We start from the raw sequence: 16559 nt of genomic DNA, 5'->3' as shown, positions 1-16559 counted from the left end.
TATTTTGTGAACAAAAAATGACCAGTACGGCTTTTGGCCTGTAGCGCAGATGCCTACAGGCCCCGTAAAGAATCCATCAACAGAGTTATCCACAGGCTGCGCTGCGACAATTTTGCCCTCTAATCGCGCTCGGCAAGCACCATCAAGTTGCGCGGCGTCAGTGCAGGATCGCAGAAGGTGCCTACGTAGACCTTGTAGCCGTTCTCACCGAGAAACAACGCCCGATCCAGCACCAGCCAAACCTCAAGCGGGCGCCGAAACAGACCACGCACCAATTCCAGGTTTCTCACCTCAGCCAGGCGGCGCCAGCCGTGGGCCTCAAGCGCCGACCAATCCTGTTCACCTGTGGATAACCCTTTGAGGTTCGCCAGCTCCCGGCAGTAATCGGCGAAGGGCTTGTCCAGCCAACGGGCAGGCAGGGACGGTGTGGGCAGGTATTCGTCGAGGCCGCGCAGTTCGCGTTGCAGTTGGTCGAAACCCAGGCGCCGTGCCATGGACGTATCGCGTTGCAAGCGCACGCGTTTGCCAGCAGTGACGGTTTCGCTCAGCGGCAGGCCGAGGTCATCGATGGACAGTTGCAGGGTTGAAGCACGGCCTGCGTTGGACAGTGGCTGGTAGGTGTCGGCAGTGATGCGGTTGTAGCAGCATGGCGCCAGCGCCAGCTGCTTGCAGCCGACCGCGCTGGCCAGTTGCAGCAGGCGCACATGCAGGTCGCCACAGGCGTGCAGGGCGACGGGGGTGTGTTCGGCGTGGATCGCCACATCGGCCATCACATCTTGCAAGCGATGGGTGGCGGACAGGCCATGGTGATCGCTCAAGGCCTGGCCTGCCGCGATCAGTGCCGGGTCGTATTCCAGGCAGGTCAGGGCCTGATCGGCTTGCAACAGCCGGCGACCCAGGTGGCCCTTGCCTGAACACCAGTCCAGCCAGTGTGTGGGGGCTTGCGCAAACTGCAGCGCACTGCCGAAGGCTTCAATCTGTTCCCACTTGCGGCCCGGAACATCGACGTTCAGGCGGTGACGAGCAGGAGCCAGGGGGTGCGTCGGTAACTTATCCACAGCACTGAGCGCGCGAGCGTGCGCGGCGAGTTGCGCAAAAGGCGCCGGTGCCGGCAGGTCATGGGGGTGGTTGTGACAGGTTTCGGCGTCGTCCAGCGAGCGTTGCCGCAGCCACTGGGCGAGTTCGGGGTGCTGGGTTTCCCAGGGCAAGTGCCGATGAGTAAAGGGCCGTGGTTTCCACAGCCCTTGGTGCTCGATCAGGAACGCATCCAGCGCCTGGAAGCGTGCCTCAACGTCCTTGGCAGGCATCGACGCGCAGCCAGCGTTCCAGCAGTTTGAAGGCGCGTACCAGCACGTAGGCCATCAACAGGTAGAACAGGCCCGCAGCGAAGAAGATCTCTACCGGCAAGTAGGTACGGGCAATGATGGTCCGTGCCATGCCGGTCAATTCCAGCAGGGTAACGGTACTGGCCAGGGCGCTGGCCTTGAGCATCAGGATCACTTCGTTGCTGTACGCCGGCAGGCCGATGCGCGAGGCACGCGGCAGGATGATGTAGAACAGCGTCTTCGGCCTGGACATGCCCAGGGCTCGTGCCGCTTCGATCTCGCCGGGCGGGATGGCCTGGATGGCGCCGCGCAGGATCTCGGCGATATAGGCGGCGGTGTGCAGGGTCATGGTGGCGGTGGCGCACCAGAACGGATCGCGCAGGTAGGGCCACATGAAGCTCTCGCGCACTGAATCGAACTGCGCCAGGCCGTAGTACACCAGGAACAACTGCACCAGGAGCGGCGTGCCACGGAAGAAGAAAATATAGGCGTAGGGCAGGGCGCTGACGTACCAGCGGCGCGAGGAACGGGCGATGCCCAGCGGGATCGCCAGCAGCAGGCCGGCGATCACCGCAATGGCCACCAGCTCCAGGGTCAGAATGGCGCCCTGGGCCAACTTGGGCAGCCACTTGATGATCACGGACCAGTTCAGGCCCAGGTCGAAATGCGCCAGCCAGCTGTAGTCGCCGCTCATTGGGTGCTCCTTGCAAAGCCGCGGGCGGCGCGTTTTTCCAGGAAGTGCATGCCGGTCATGGCCAGCACGGTGAGGCCCAGGTACATGAAGGCGGCGACCATGAAGAAGGTGAAGGGCTGCTTGGTGACAGTCACGCCGATCTGCGCATGGCGCATGATTTCTTCCAGGCCGATCACCGATACGAGGGCGGTGTCCTTCATCAGGATCATGAACAGGTTGCCCAGGCCCGGCAGGGCGATGCGCCACATCTGCGGCATGATCAGCCGGGTGAAGATCCGGAACTTGGACAGCCCCAAGGCTACACCCGCTTCACGGTGGCCCTTGGGAATGGCGAGGATCGCGCCACGGAACACTTCGGTCGCGTAGGCGCCAAAGCACAGGCCCAGGGCAATGACCCCGGCGGCGAAGGCACTCAGGGAAAGGTCGGGGTTGCCGAAGAACTCACCGAGGGCACGCATCAGGTTGACCGTGCCGAAGTAAATCAGCAGCACCCACAGCAATTCGGGAATGCCACGCACGATGGTCGAATACGCACCGCCCACCCATTGCAGCGGCTTGTACGGCGAAGTCTTGGCCAAGGCCCCGGCAAGGCCGAGCACCAACCCCAGGCACAGGGCCGTGAGCGCCAGTTTGACGGTCATCAGCGCGCCGGCGGCAAGCGCCGGGCCGAATCCGTAGAGATCGAAATTCATGGTGTTTTCATATCGCGGCAGGCATTGCAAAAAGCCGACGCGCTCAGGTGAGCGCGTCGGGCATACCGTTCAGATCATTCGATGCTGAAAGGGAAGTACTTGTCGTTGATCTTCTTGTAGGTGCCGTCTGCCTTGATCTCTGCCAGGGCTTTGTTCAGGCGCTCGCGCAGTGGGTCGCCCTTGCGTACGGCGATACCGATCTTGTCGCTTTCTACAACCGGGTCGCCCTTGAACTCGTAGGCCGAACCGTCTTTGCTCTTGAGCCATTCGTACTGCACGTACTTGTCGGCGAGGATGCCATCCAGGCGACCGGAGGTCAGGTCGAGGTAGGCGTTTTCCTGGGTGTCGTACAGCTTGGCTTCGGTTTCAGGCAGCTTGTCTTCCAGGTAGGTACCGGCCAGCGTCGCGCGTTGTGCACCGATGACCTTGCCTTTCAGGTACGCCGCGTCAGTCTTGAAGTCGGCGGTGGCTTTAGGCGCGATGAATTGCAGCTTGTTGGAGTAGTACGGGTCGGTGAAGTCGACGGCCTGCTTGCGCTCGTCGGTGATCGACAGCGAGGACACCAGGAAGTCGAACTTCTTGGCGTTCAGGGCCGGGATGATGCCGTCCCAGTCGGACACATACACTTCGCACTTCTCGACTTTCATCTTGGCGCACAGGGCGTCGCCGATGTCTTTGTCGAAGCCGACCACGTTGCCGCTCGCGTCTTTGTTGTTGAACGGCGGGTAGGCCGCTTCAATCCCCATTTTCAAGGTTTCTGCCATGGCCGTGGCGCTGAACGCCATCGAGACGGCCGCGGCCAGAAGGAATTTTTTATAGTTCTGCATGCATGTTGCTCCGTTAGCGGTTGCTGGACATGAATTGTTTGCAGCGCGCCGAAAGCGGGTTTTCAAACACCTGCTGTGGCGATCCTTGCTCTTCGACCAGGCCCTGGTGGAGGAACACCACTTCACTGGACACCTGACGGGCGAAGCCCATTTCATGGGTGACCAGCAGCATGGTGCGGCCTTCTTCGGCCAGCGCGCGGATCACATTAAGTACTTCCTGAACCATTTCCGGGTCAAGCGCGGAAGTGGGCTCGTCGAACAGGATGACCTTGGGCTGCATCGCCAGGGTGCGCGCGATGGCGGCCCGTTGTTGCTGGCCACCGGACAATTGCGCGGGGTAGGCGTGGCGCTTGTCGGCAATGCCGACCTTGTCCAGCAGCGCTTCGGCGACTTCGATGGCTTCGGCCTTGCTTTGGCCGAGCACGCGGCGCGGGGCCTCGATGATGTTGTCGAGGATGCTCATGTGCGGCCACAGGTTAAAGTTTTGAAACACAAAACCGATTTCGCTGCGCAGGCGGTTGATCTGCTTGCCGTCTGCGGCCATCAGTTCGCCGTTTTTCGCGGCCTTGAGCTTGAGTTCTTCGCCGGCCACCAGGATCTGGCCCTGGTGCGGGTTTTCCAGCAGGTTGATGCAGCGCAGGAAGGTGGACTTGCCGGAACCGGAGGAACCCAGGATCGAGATCACATCGCCGTCGCGAGCGGTCAGCGAGATACCTTTGAGTACCTCCAGCTCACCATAGCGTTTATGCAAGTTGCGGATTTCAAGCGCGGGCGTGGCCTCGGCCATGTGGGGTCCTCATTGTGTTCGTTGCAATCCTGCTGTTGGGCCGCCTTCCTGGCGAGGCGCCAAGCTAGCATAGCGTCCTGATGGCAGCCAACAGCGCGGCCGGCGGTAAACCGATGGTGTGCGGCGGGGTGTCGCATCGGCACAGCAGCGTGTCGCGCCATCAACAACCGAACAACCGTTTGAACCCGGAAAACCGCAGGCTTTGCGTAAAAAAGGGCGCGATGGTGCCAGCTTTGGCCGGGTGTTGGAAGGGTTAACCGGGCAAACGGTGCTTATCAGCCCTTTTATGGAGCGTCACGTACTTTTTGTGTGTGTTTATGGTGCGTTTATTCGTCTTGAATGTGAGTCGCACGGTAACGCTATAGCGGAATGCCATTGTTCTCAATGACTTGCGATGGTTGTTGAATCGTCCTACAGCCCGCGTCAATCGTGGCTCTGTAACATTTTGGCGCAAATCTTGCGTAAAAAATAAAGAACGCCCTGTTGGTTTCTTTTCACGAGAAAGATCCCGGGCCGGGTGGACCGTTTTCGCAATTCCTCGCAAAGGTGTGTCAATGAGTAGTACGCAAAGCTCCAATGACCTCGAACAGGGGCTAAAACCGCGTCACGTCACCATGCTGTCGATTGCCGGCGTCATCGGTGCCGGTCTGTTTGTCGGCTCCGGCCACGCGATTGCTGCCGCCGGCCCGGCCGTACTGCTGGCGTATGCCGCAGCGGGCACGCTGGTGGTATTGGTGATGCGCATGCTGGCCGAAATGGCCGTGGCGTCGCCGGACACCGGTTCGTTCTCCACTTATGCCGACCGTGCGATTGGCCATTGGGCCGGCTTTACCATCGGCTGGTTGTACTGGTGGTTCTGGGTCTTGGTGATTCCGTTGGAAGCCAACGCCGCCGCGACCATCCTGCATGCCTGGTTCCCGGATGTGGCTATCTGGGCCTTTACTCTGATCATCACCCTGCTGCTGACGGCGACCAACCTGTTCAGCGTGAAGAACTACGGCGAGTTCGAGTTCTGGTTCGCGTTGATCAAGGTCGTGGCGATCGTAGGCTTCGTGATCCTTGGCCTGGCCGCGATTTTCGGTTTCCTGCCGACCAGCCAGGTCAGCGGTGTTTCCCATCTGTTCGATACCCAGGGCTTTATGCCAAACGGCATGGGCGCCGTACTGGCTGCGATCCTGACCACCATGTTCTCGTTCATGGGTACCGAGATCGTCACCATCGCCGCCGCTGAATCGAAGAACCCAGGCCAGCAAATCACCAAGGCCACCAACTCGGTGATCTGGCGGATTGGTTTGTTCTACCTGCTGTCGATCTTCATCGTGGTGTCCCTGGTGCCTTGGAACGATCCGACCCTGGCGGCCGTGGGTTCCTACCAGACCGTGCTGGAACGCATGGGTATCCCGAATGCCAAGCTGATCGTCGACCTGGTGGTACTGGTGGCCGTGACAAGTTGCTTGAACTCGGCGCTGTATACCGCTTCGCGCATGCTGTTCTCCCTGGGCCGTCGCGGTGATGCACCGGCTGTTGCCAAGCGTACCAACAAGAGCGGCACGCCTTACTGGGCGGTGTTGTTGTCCACCGGTGCGGCGTTCCTGGCGGTCTTCGCCAACTACGTGGCCCCGGCGGCGGTGTTCGAGTTCCTGCTGGCCAGCTCCGGCGCCATCGCGCTGCTGGTGTACCTGGTGATCGCAGTATCGCAACTGCGCATGCGCCAGAAGCGCACGGCGGCGGGCGAGAAGATTGTCTTCAAGATGTGGCTGTTCCCTGGCCTGACCTACGCGGTGATGGTGTTCATCGTGGGGACGTTGACCATCATGCTGTTCCAGGAAGCGCATCGGGTCGAGATCATTGCGACCGGTGTGCTGAGCTTGCTGGTAGTGGCGGCGGGGCTGATGGTGGCGAGTCGCCGCAAGGCGCAGCGAGTGGGCGCTGCGGTACTTAACTGACCCAATGTGGGAGGGGCAAGCCCCTCCCACTTTGTTTTCGCGTCAGGCTTCTGGGGTGATCAGCGCCTGAGACGCCGCGACGTAATCCGCCTGGAACTGCGGCGACTCGATCCACGCCAATGCAGCCGCCTCATCATCGGTATCCGTCGCCCACTGTCGATACTCGATCAGCGCCGCCAGGATGAAATCGGTGGCTTGCTCTTCGCCTTCCTGCTCCAGCACCAGCGCCAACAGCGGGTGCGCCAGGAATGCCGTGCACAACGCCTGCTGGCTGGTTTCGCCTGCGGTGCGCATCTCGACAAACATCTCCGTCAAATCCACCGACTCCAAGTCAATGCGGCTGTCATCGCCGGCAAACGCATCCGGTTTGGTCGCGACGGCGCGCTGGGTGCGGTTCTGCTTGGCCTTGGCCTTTGCCCGGTGGGCGCGTTTTTGCTGCTTGTTCGGCGAGGCCATGGGGTTGGCGTCCTAGGGTTCTGGATCGGGGGGAGTATTGAAGCGCAGGTTGGGGGAAATCCCAAGGGTATCTGCCGCCAATTGACCGTTTTGAAGCCACGCCAATGCAATCGGCCACAACCGGTCCTGATATTCGCTGCGGAAAAAGGCGAAATGCCCGACCTGGTTTTCACCGATATCTTCCGGCGCTATGCGCAGGTGCGTACGCTCGCTGCCGTCAAAATAACCCAGCAACCGCTCGATGGCCGCCACGGTGCCGAAGGGGTCATCCGTGATGCTGATTGCCAGTATCTGCGCTTTCACGCGGCTGAAGGGCAGGTTGCCCAGCGCTCGACCGCTGGGGCGTGTTTCATACCGGGGCGTCGGCATGCTCCAGTCGCGCACTACGCCGGCTGGCGTATCTTCCAGCCAGCCCAGGCGCTTGCCGGGGAAGTATCCGCACAGTGCCGTCAGCAGCGGCATTACCACATGCCACTTGGCAAACATGCGCCAGCGCCCGCTTGGTGCGTAATCGCGCCAGTAGGCGAACTGTGCGCCCACCGTGACGATCCGTCGAATAACAGCACCCGACGCCGCGAGTCCTGCCGCGCAACCGCCAAAGCTGTGGGCGACTACGTCAATCGGCTGCCCTGGGAACTCCCGTTGCGCACGCGTGAGCATCGCCTCGAAATCCAGCACGCCCCAATCCGACCACGAGGCCTTGAAGTGGCGCAGCGAGCCGTTGCGGGATTCGCCGATGCCACGGTAGTCGTAGGTGATGACATCGAAGCCGTTGGCGAACAGGTAGTCGGCGAAGCGAGCGTAGTGGCGGCAGCGTACGGAGGTGGCGGCGTTGATGATCACCACCGGGCGTGCGGGGTCGGTCCTGATATGGCGCCAGGCGAAGCCGCCCAGGATATGGCCGTCGGCGGCGGGTTCCTTGAAGGGTTCGCTGTGATCGCGTGCAGGCGGGACTGGAGGCAATGGTAAAGAGGCGTCGTTCAAATTCATTGGTTTCTCGACCTTGATCGGTTTCTTGTTTTTCTAGAAACAGTTGCTCAGTTTGCCAGCACTTGCGCTGTCATTTAGTGGTTTATCAAATGACGGATTGGATCGCCTGCTTATGTCGCTCGACCTGGAGCCGGTATATACATAATCTTGCGCTCTTTCGATTCGACTAGACCACCTTATGACCCGCGATACCCTCGAACACAACCAGATTCCGATCTACCTCGTCACTGTGTTTCTGGCCGTCGTTTTCGGTCTGCTTCCCCTTTCATTCGCCCACGATCTCAGCGCACTGGTCACCCCCGCCATCGCCGTGCTGATGTACGCGATGTTCCTGCAAATACCGTTTCTGGACCTGCGCCAAGGCTTGGGTAACAAGCGCTTCCTTTCGGCATTGCTGCTGGCCAACTTCATCCTGGTGCCCTTGCTGGTATGGGCGCTGACCCAAAGCCTGGTCGGGCGCCCGGCGTTGCTGGTGGGGGCGTTGCTGGTGTTGCTGACGCCTTGCATCGACTACGTGGTGGTGTTTACGCATATCGGCAAGGGCGACTCACGGCTGATGCTGGCGGCTACGCCGGTGCTGTTGCTGCTGCAGTTGGCGCTGTTGCCGTTGTACTTGGGGTTGATGCTGGGGTCGCAGTCTGAGGTCGTGGTGGAGGCGGGACCATTTGTCGGAGCATTCCTGTTGTTGATTGTGATGCCGATGATTCTGGCAGTGCTCACGACTTCCCTGGCGCGGCGATCATCTGTCGTCAATGCGTGGAGCAGCGCCTGGGCGTGGCTGCCCGTGCCGGCGATGGCGCTGGTGTTGTTTGTGGTGATCGGTTCGCAAATCACTTCCGTGGTGCGGGATATCAACCTGCTGTTGCCGGTGATTCCGGTGTATATCGGCTTTCTGCTGTTGGCGCCGTTGATGGGTGCGCTGGCGTCGCGGCTGTTTGCGCTCCCGGCCGCAACGGCGCGGGCGGTAACATTCAGCGCATCGACACGCAATTCGTTGGTGGTGCTGCCCTTGGCGCTGGCCCTTCCCGACGATGTGCGCGGGTTGGCGGCGACGGCGGTGATCCTGCAAACCCTGGTCGAACTGGTCGGGGAGTTGATTTACGTGCGGCTGATCCCGAAGTGGGTGTGGCCCGCAGGTCGGTAGGCGCACAAATCTTCCAGTCTGTTCAGGCGCTATTCAGCAGGGCGGTCGGCACCATAAGTCGGCGCCCCTTACCTGACAGGTCAACCGATGGATCACCGCAACCGTTTTCGCCTGGAATCCTCAGGGATTTTCCTCTTCGCTCTATTGTTGTTCACCCTGGGCATCTGGGATCAACAGCCCCAAGGGTTTGATGGGCGATGGGCGCTGTTCCTGCAAGAGATGTTTCGCCATGGCGTGAGCTTTTTCCCGACCACCTATGGCCAGCCCTACGCGGATTATCCCGGCACCGCGACCTTCTTCAGTTATGTATTTGCCAGGCTGTTCGGTGCGCCCAACCATCTGGCGAATATCCTGCCGACCGCCCTGGCTTCTGCTGGCGTAGTCGCGGTGGTCTATCGCTTGCTGGTGCCTGCGAGCCGGCCGTGGGCACTGCTCACGGTGCTGCTGACCTTGCTTACCACCCAACTGCTCGAAAAGTCCCGCTCGGTTTGCCTGGACCAGATGATGGCGTTGCTCTGTGTAGGCAGTTTCTACCTGCTGCACAGCGGCGGACGCTGGAGGCGGCTTGCGGTGTTCCCGCTGTTTGTCCTGGGTTTTGCGATACGCGGGCCATTGGGGTTGATCGAGGTCTGTGGTGTGGTGTGTGTGTATTGGGCACTGGCCAAGCCTGGCGAGCGTGTGAAACAGGTGCTGATTCACGGCATCGTCGGCGTGGTGCTGCTGGCAGCCTGTTGGTGGCTGCTGGTGAAGCTGGCGCGCATCAGTGGGGGCGACGCGTTTGCCGATGAGGTGTTCAAGATGCAGGTCGGCGGGCGCCTGGATGAAACCGGGGAGCCGTTCTACTTCTATTTCCAGCTGAGTCTGTACCGCTATTTTCCGGTGGTGCCATTGGCGCTCGCTACGATGATTGCCCTGCGTCATCGCTGGCCCGAGCGGTTTGAGGGCGACATGCAACTGGTCGCGCGGCTGGGTGCCTGCGGCTTGATGATCTTGCTCGGGCTGTCGATACCGCACTTCAAGCGCGCTTATTACATCCTGCCCATGGTGCCGATGTTCGCGGCTGTCGCGGCCTATGGGCTGCTCCAGGCGCAAGGCTGGCTCACGGGCGTGCGCCGCTGCTACGAAGCGCTTGTCGTCGCGCTGCCGGCGTTGTGCGTGGTTGCGATCTTTGTGTGTCGGCATGGCTGGCAGAAGCACGGTTACTGGCCGGCTGTTTCACTGCCGCTGCTGATTGGCGGGCTGGTGGTGCTGCAGGTGGCGGCGCTGATCGCCTGGCATCGGGGAGGGCGGTTGGTGTGGCTCAGCCTGATCGCGTTGATGGCGCAGTGGGTGGTGTTGGTCACTGTGGTGGAGCCCTCCAAGGATATGCAGTTCGATACCCGGAAGTTTGTCGGCCAGGTGGAGGCGTTGCGTGCCGCGCAGCCGGGGCCGCTGGTGTTTATCAATCTCGGCCGAGACACTTGGGCGGTGCGCTACATGATGAACCTGGACCATGATGAGCAACCGATCTTTATCGAAGGCAGCGAAATTGAGCGACTGGGGACTTTGCCTCGACCCGCCTGGGCAATTGTGTCGCGCAAGGAAACCGCGTTGCTGCAAGGAACGCCTCTGGAGAAGCAGACGCCAAGATTTGAAGGGCGGCTGAACGACAATCCGCTGATGGTGTTCTTGTTGAAGTAATAGAGGTCGTTCGTTTCGGGGTGGCGCAGGCCGCCCCTGGACAACGCAATAAATGACAGACAACAAAAAAAACCGCACTAGGCGGGTTTTTGTGTGTTTCAAATGACGTTTGCACCACTTGAAACTGAATAGTGGTGCCCAGAGACGGAATCGAACCGCCGACACGGGGATTTTCAATCCCCTGCTCTACCGACTGAGCTATCTGGGCAACGGGGCGCATTAAACGGGTTTTTCAGGGGGTCGTCAAGCAAGTTTTCGAAAAATATTTAATTATTACCGTCGCTTACGTGCCGGCCCCGGTTTTTGATCAATTATTGAGCAGGCGGCACGTAGCCGTCGGCCTTGGCGTATTCCTCGCCGGAAAAGAACTTGTCCATCTCGCCCGCCAGGTATTTGCGATCTTCGGCGTTCATCATGTTCAGGCGTTTTTCGTTGATCAGCAGGGTCTGGTGTTTCAACCAGTCGCCCCAGGCTTTGGCCGAGACATGTTCGAAAATGTCCTGGCCCTTGGCGCCTGGATACGGAGGGCGTTCCAGGCCGGGCAATTCTTCTTTGTACTTGCGGCACATGATGGTGCGGGTCATGACGACACTCCTGCATTCAATACGTCGGCCGCGCGTTTCAGCAGTTTTTTTACCGGGGCGGCAAGGCCCAGGCGCGGCGGGGTGGCGAGGTTATACCAGAGCCAGTCGGCCTCGGCCACGTGATGGGCGGTTTCCTCGACCTGGATCAGCCAGGGTTCGATGGCGAGCTGGAAGTGGCTGAAGGTGTGGATCAACCCCGGCAGCGCCTGTTGGTTGCCCAGTTCCAGCGCATGCTGGTGGGCCAGGTGTTCCAGGTCTTGCAGGTCATCCAGCTCCGGCAAACTCCACAGGCCGCCCCACAGCCCGGTGGAAGGGCGACGGTAAAGCAGGATCGCGCCCTCGGCATTCGCCAGCATCGGCATCAGCGTGCGCTTTTGCGGGATGGTCTTGCGCGGCTTGGGGATCGGATAGCGCGTCTCCAGGCCGAGCATGTGGGCTTCGCAATGTTTTTCCAGCGGGCACAGCAGGCAGCTGGGCTTGCTGCGGGTGCAGAGGGTGGCGCCCATGTCCATCATCGCCTGGGTGTAGGCGTTGACGCGGGTCTGGGGCGTGAAGCGCTCTGCGGTGGCCCACAGCTGCTTGGCCACCTTGGGTTCGCCGGGGTAGCCCTCCTGTGCGGTAAACCGCGCCAGCACGCGCTTGACGTTGCCGTCGAGGATCGGCGCACGCAGGCCCATGCTCAGGCTGGCAATCGCGCCGGCGGTGGACAGGCCGATACCGGGCAGCTCGGTGAGCTTTTCGACATCCCTGGGAAACTCGCCACCGTACTCGGCCACGACAATCTTCGCGGTCTTTTGCAGGTTGCGCGCCCGGGTGTAGTAACCCAGGCCGGTCCACAGGTGCAGCACTTCATCTTCCGGCGCGGCGGCCAAGGCTTCGACCGTTGGCAATGACGCCATGAAGCGGTCGAAGTAATTGAGCACCGTGCTGACCTGGGTCTGCTGCAGCATGATCTCCGAGACCCACACCCGATAAGGCGTGATGCCCTGTTGCCAGGGCAGGTCATGGCGACCGTGGCGGTCGTACCAATTGAGCACGGCCTCTGAAAACTGCTCGTTTCTCATCGCTTGAACAGGCCCTTCAATGCATCTTTCAACTGCGGGTTCACCTTGTCGAGCTTCTCTTCCAGCTTGTCGCTAAGCTTGTTGCCGGCCGCCTTGATGGCGACCTGGGTCAAGCCGTCCTTGTCCAGGCGGCAGGCCTTGGCGCCCAGCTCCAGCGGGCCACGGCAGCGCAGCGGTACTTCGATGCCCTGGAAGTTGGAGCCGACCTGGCAGGCAGGGTCCGGCGTTTCGCGCTGGTCGCCCTCGACAATGATGCCGACGCGGTAGTCCATGCCCAGCACGCGCAAGTCCACATCACCGTTACCATTGACGGTCAGGCCCGGGATGCGCACTTTCAGGTCAGGGTTGCTGGCCACACCGTTACGGAAGGTCAGGTTGCCTTTCAGCTCCTGGAACGGCGTGTCCTTGCCTGGCGGCGTGCTGCTCAGCGTCTTGCGGTTGAGCAGGGCAATGCCGGTGCACAGTTGTTGCTCAAGGTTGGCGTTGAGCAGCACGCCGTTGTTGATCACGAAACTGGCGGTGCCGTTGAGGCTGTCGATCAGGGCTTTCTGGCTGTTGCCGCGGCCTGTGAGGTTGCTGTCCAGGGTGATCTGGCCTTTTACCGGCGGGTTCTGCCCCTGGGCCTGCAGGATGCGCTCGACCGGCACCTGCTTGATCCGGCTCTGCAACGCCAGCACCGGAATATCCTGGCGCACATCGAGGCTGCCGTTGGCCTGGAAGGTGCCGTTGTAGAGACCGCCGCTCAAGGTGTCGAGCTTGAGTTGGCCGTCGAGGCCGGACGCTTTGAGCGCCGCATTCTGGATCGGCAATTTGCTCAGGGTCAGTTGACCGAAGGCGAGGTCGGCATCCACGTCCAGCGTGCGCAGGCGCGTCAATGGCAGCAGCTTGTCGGTGCTCCAGGCGCCCTTGGTCGGGGCGTCGGGCAATGGCGTGGTGCCGCCGGCGGCCATGGCACCGGCTTCGCTGTTCTGCACCTCGGCCTGGCGTGCGGCGCTTGCACCCTTGGCGGATTCGGACTTGGCCGGCAGGTAGTTGTCGGCGTTGAATGTATCGCCCTTGAGCTGCACGCGCAGCGACTGTTTGGCGAAATCGTCCACCGCCAGGCGACCGGTGAAGGTGCTGCCGTCGAGTTTCAGGTTCAGGTCTTCCAGCGCCAGGCTGGTCGGGGTGCCCTTGAGGCGGCTGACCAGTTCGACCTTGCTCAGGCTGCCCTCGGCCATCGGTGGCAGGGGGTGGCCGACGCTGTCGAGGAACTTGGCCAGGTCGAACTGGGCAATGGACAGGGCGCCGCTGAGCTGCGGGGTCTTGTCCAGGTCGTTGACCTTAAGCTCGCCCAAGGCGCGCAACTGGTTGGCCGAGAGCTTCAGGTTGGTCCATTCGGCGATATTGGCCGCCTGGTCCACCAGCAGTTGGCCCTGGGTAGAGAAGGTCACGGTCTTGCCTTGCAGCGGTTCGCCCGTGGCTTCGCCGGTGATCTTCATGTCTTCCAGCTGATAACGCTTGAGGGCGCGCTGGATGCGCAGGTTGCCGTTGAGTTCGGTCTTGACGCGCATCACCGGCTGGTTGGTGCCGAAGAAGGCAGTGAGCTTCACCGGAATACTGGCGCCTTCGTGCACGGCGCCGGCGCTCAGCTGGATGCTTTCGGCGCTGAACTGCTTGCCGGTCTGCTCGTCGTTGTATTCGATGCGGGCGTTGTTGATGGTCAGGCTGTCGATGTCCAGCCGGATAGGTTTCGAGGGTTTCTCCGGCTCGGGCTCGGCGGCCTGTTCCGCGGCAGCGGGTGCGCTGGCGCTCGGCTCATTGGCGTTCTTGCCGATGTCTTCCCAATCGCCATGGCCTTGTTTGTCGCGGTTCAGGCGCAGGTTGAGGCCTTCGACACGCACATCGCTCATCTGCACTTCACGACGCAGCAGCGGTAAAACCCGTACCGACAGGCCGAGCATCTGCAAGTCGGCGAACGGTTTGGTCGGGTTGGTCAGGGTCGCCACGCTGGCTTCGTGCAGTTCCAGCCCGAGCCAGGGGAACAGGCTCCAGCCGATATCGCCATTGAGCGTCAGCTCGATGTGGGCCTTGTCGCGGGCAATCTGGCGGATCTCATCTTTATAGTCGTTGGGATCGAAGAGGTGGGTCAGGGCAAAGCCCAGGGCCACAATGATCAGCAACAGCCCGAGAAGTACCAGACCCAGGATTTTGCCGAACGCTTTCATGGGCGAGTCCTTGTATGTCGATTTCAAAATTTAGCCGCAGAGTATAACGCCCGACGGCCTGCGTCAGTGCCCCGATCGTTACATTGTATCCAGGGGCCGGGAAACGGGTTTTTGACGTCAAACAAAGCAGATTTCCTGAAAAAGGTGATGGCAGTTTGGTTTTTCTGTCATCCACAGATGCTAATCTCTGCATGTTCGTCCGCCTTCTGCGACTTAACGTCGCGCCTAAAACGGAGCTTCACTCAACAAAACGGCCGCGCTTTGCGTGCAAGGCCGAGGGAGAGAGCGCCTGACGGACACATACTAACAACTGGGGGAAACACCAATGAGCACTAGCACTGCGGCAGCTTCATCTGCCGCGCAGCCTGCGTTCCTGTCCAAGGAACGCATTATCGCCAAGCCCGGCTTCAACCGCTGGCTGGTTCCGCCGGCCGCCTTGGCCATCCACCTGTGCATCGGCATGGCCTACGGCTTCTCGGTGTTCTGGCTGCCACTGTCCAAAGCGCTGGGTATCACCAAACCGGTCGCCTGCGCGCCGGACATGAGCTTTATCGCTCAAGTCTTTTCGTCCCAATGCGACTGGCCCATCTCCATGCTGGGCTGGATCTACACGCTGTTCTTCATCTTCCTGGGCTGCTCGGCAGCGATCTGGGGCGGCTGGCTGGAACATGCCGGGCCACGCAAGGCGGGCGTTGTTTCGGCGCTGTGCTGGTGTGGCGGCCTGTTGATTTCGGCGTTGGGGATCTATACCCACCAGATCTGGCTGATGTGGATCGGCTCCGGGGTCATTGGCGGTATCGGCCTGGGCCTGGGCTATATCTCGCCCGTGTCGACCCTGATCAAGTGGTTCCCGGACAAGCGCGGGATGGCCACCGGCATGGCGATCATGGGCTTCGGCGGTGGCGCGATGGTGGGTGCCCCGTTGGCAGCGGCATTGATGGGTCACTTTGCTACGCCCACCAGCGTGGGCGTGTGGCAGAGCTTCCTGGTGATGGCCGCGATCTACTTCGTGTTCATGATCGGTGGCGCCTTGTCCTACCGCGTCCCGCCGACCGGCTGGAAGCCTGAAGGCTGGACCGCGCCGGCGAAAAAAGCCAGCAATGCAATGATCACCCACCGTCACGTACACGTGAACGTGGCGTGGAAAACCCCGCAATTCCGCCTGGTATGGCTGGTGCTGTGCCTGAACGTGTCCGCCGGTATCGGCATCCTCGGCATGGCTTCGCCCCTGCTGCAGGAAGTGTTCGGCGGCAAGTTGCTGGGTGTGGATGTGCCATTCGGCCAGCTGGACGCCGGTCAACTGGCCTCCATCGCCGCCATTGCGGCGGGCTTCACTGGCCTGTTGAGCCTGTTCAACATCGGTGGCCGGTTCTTCTGGGCGTCGTTCTCCGACTACCTGGGCCGCAAAAACACCTACTTCGTGTTCTTCGCCCTGGGCTTTGCCCTGTACGCGCTGATCCCGAACCTGGGGCACCTGGGCAACGTGGCGCTGTTCGTGGCGGCGTTCTGCATCATCCTGTCGATGTACGGCGGTGGTTTTGCGACCGTCCCGGCCTACCTGGCCGACCTGTTCGGTACGCAAATGGTCGGCGCGATCCACGGTCGCCTGTTGACCGCCTGGGCGGCGGCTGGCGTGTTGGGCCCGGTGTTGGTGAACTACCTGCGTGAGTATCAACTGAGCATCGGCGTTGAACGCGCTGCGGCCTATGACATCACCTTGTACATCCTCGCTGGCCTGCTGGTGCTGGGCTTCATCTGCAACCTGCTGGTCCGCCCGGTGGCGGACAAGTACTTCATGACCGACGCCGAACTGGCCGCCGAACAGGCGCTGGGCCATGACAAAGGCGCGGATGCCACCACTTCCCTGGAGTGGAAAGCAGCCCCTGGCACCGTGCCATTGGCGATCGCTGCCTGGCTGGTGGTGGGTATTCCGTTGGCGTGGGGTGTGTGGGTGACCCTGCAGAAGACCGCAGTCCTGTTCCACTAACACCGCAAAAATTTTGTGGGCGCGGTTCCTGTGGGAGCCGGGCTTGCCCGCGATGGCATCACCTCGGTGCAACTGAAACGCCGAGGTGCCTGCATCGCAGGCAAGCCAGCTCCACAAAAGCTGGTTCTCACATGTATGCACATGTCTATCCCCGACACTCCATCAGTCTTATCCCC

General features: G+C 61.2%; 14 protein-coding genes and 1 tRNA gene. 4 read left to right on the top strand and 11 right to left on the bottom strand.

What is annotated here, in order from left to right; translation table 11 throughout:
* Window positions 1-119 precede the first annotated feature (119 nt).
* The 5 genes from BM110_RS12865 to BM110_RS12845 form a co-directional block, all read right to left on the bottom strand.
* Entirely contained in the window at window positions 120-1307 is a 1188-nt protein-coding gene (locus BM110_RS12865; protein ID WP_093513501.1) for a methyltransferase, read from the bottom strand.
* Window positions 1288-1977, bottom strand: a complete 690-nt coding sequence (locus tag BM110_RS12860; RefSeq protein WP_092246670.1) for an ABC transporter permease — start codon at window positions 1975-1977, stop codon at window positions 1288-1290. The genes BM110_RS12865 and BM110_RS12860 overlap by 20 nt, the downstream gene beginning before the upstream one ends.
* 38 nt (window positions 1978-2015) lie before the next feature.
* On the bottom strand, window positions 2016-2711 hold the full coding sequence (locus tag BM110_RS12855) for an ABC transporter permease (RefSeq protein ID WP_016979103.1): 696 nt from the start codon (window positions 2709-2711) through the stop codon (window positions 2016-2018).
* 74 nt (window positions 2712-2785) lie between these two features.
* A complete protein-coding gene (locus BM110_RS12850; protein ID WP_071492436.1) occupies window positions 2786-3538 on the bottom strand; it encodes an ABC transporter substrate-binding protein in 753 nt (250 codons plus the stop codon).
* 13 nt (window positions 3539-3551) lie between these two features.
* Complete coding sequence (locus tag BM110_RS12845) at window positions 3552-4325, bottom strand: ABC transporter ATP-binding protein (RefSeq protein ID WP_012721734.1); 774 nt, start codon at window positions 4323-4325, stop codon at window positions 3552-3554.
* A 554-nt stretch (window positions 4326-4879) separates the two neighbouring features.
* On the opposite strand from BM110_RS12845, the gene gabP reads away from it, so the two are divergent.
* Window positions 4880-6271 (top strand): GABA permease, encoded by a 1392-nt coding sequence (gabP, locus tag BM110_RS12840; protein ID WP_093513500.1) that lies wholly within the window; start codon window positions 4880-4882, stop codon window positions 6269-6271.
* A gap of 42 nt (window positions 6272-6313) precedes the next feature.
* Here gabP and BM110_RS12835 read toward each other — a convergent pair whose 3' ends face one another.
* Both BM110_RS12835 and BM110_RS12830 read right to left on the bottom strand, forming a co-directional pair.
* Entirely contained in the window at window positions 6314-6727 is a 414-nt protein-coding gene (locus BM110_RS12835) for a hypothetical protein (protein ID WP_071492434.1), read from the bottom strand.
* A 12-nt stretch (window positions 6728-6739) separates the two neighbouring features.
* The gene (locus tag BM110_RS12830; RefSeq protein WP_093513499.1) at window positions 6740-7717 is read right to left on the bottom strand and encodes an alpha/beta hydrolase family protein; all 978 of its coding nucleotides are present in this window, start codon (window positions 7715-7717) and stop codon (window positions 6740-6742) included.
* A 178-nt stretch (window positions 7718-7895) separates the two neighbouring features.
* Here BM110_RS12830 and BM110_RS12825 point away from each other — a divergent pair, with 178 nt between their 5' ends.
* Both BM110_RS12825 and BM110_RS12820 read left to right on the top strand, forming a co-directional pair.
* Window positions 7896-8861 carry an arsenic resistance protein gene (locus tag BM110_RS12825; protein ID WP_093513498.1) on the top strand — a complete coding sequence of 322 codons (966 nt, stop codon included), beginning with the start codon at window positions 7896-7898 and terminating at the stop codon, window positions 8859-8861.
* 87 nt (window positions 8862-8948) lie between these two features.
* Entirely contained in the window at window positions 8949-10541 is a 1593-nt protein-coding gene (locus BM110_RS12820) for an ArnT family glycosyltransferase (protein ID WP_092246263.1), read from the top strand.
* Window positions 10542-10673: 132 nt separating this feature from the next.
* Here the strand turns inward: BM110_RS12820 and BM110_RS12815 are convergent.
* The 4 genes from BM110_RS12815 to BM110_RS12800 form a co-directional block, all read right to left on the bottom strand.
* Window positions 10674-10749: transfer RNA gene (locus tag BM110_RS12815), tRNA-Phe, on the bottom strand.
* A gap of 103 nt (window positions 10750-10852) precedes the next feature.
* Complete coding sequence (locus BM110_RS12810) at window positions 10853-11125, bottom strand: oxidative damage protection protein (protein ID WP_028615361.1); 273 nt, start codon at window positions 11123-11125, stop codon at window positions 10853-10855.
* A complete protein-coding gene (mutY, locus tag BM110_RS12805) occupies window positions 11122-12189 on the bottom strand; it encodes an A/G-specific adenine glycosylase (RefSeq protein WP_071492430.1) in 1068 nt (355 codons plus the stop codon). The genes BM110_RS12810 and mutY overlap by 4 nt, the downstream gene beginning before the upstream one ends.
* Window positions 12186-14396 carry an AsmA family protein gene (locus BM110_RS12800; RefSeq protein WP_092246266.1) on the bottom strand — a complete coding sequence of 737 codons (2211 nt, stop codon included), beginning with the start codon at window positions 14394-14396 and terminating at the stop codon, window positions 12186-12188. The genes mutY and BM110_RS12800 overlap by 4 nt, the downstream gene beginning before the upstream one ends.
* Window positions 14397-14721: 325 nt before the next feature.
* On the opposite strand from BM110_RS12800, the gene BM110_RS12795 reads away from it, so the two are divergent.
* Complete coding sequence (locus BM110_RS12795) at window positions 14722-16383, top strand: OFA family MFS transporter (protein ID WP_071492428.1); 1662 nt, start codon at window positions 14722-14724, stop codon at window positions 16381-16383.
* Window positions 16384-16559 lie beyond the last annotated feature (176 nt).

The organism is Pseudomonas sp. NFPP28 (assembly GCF_900115535.1).
Lineage (GTDB): Bacteria > Pseudomonadota > Gammaproteobacteria > Pseudomonadales > Pseudomonadaceae > Aquipseudomonas > Aquipseudomonas extremorientalis.
The sequence above is the reverse complement of the archived record's forward strand: the minus strand, read 5'-3'. Positions and strand labels throughout refer to the sequence as shown.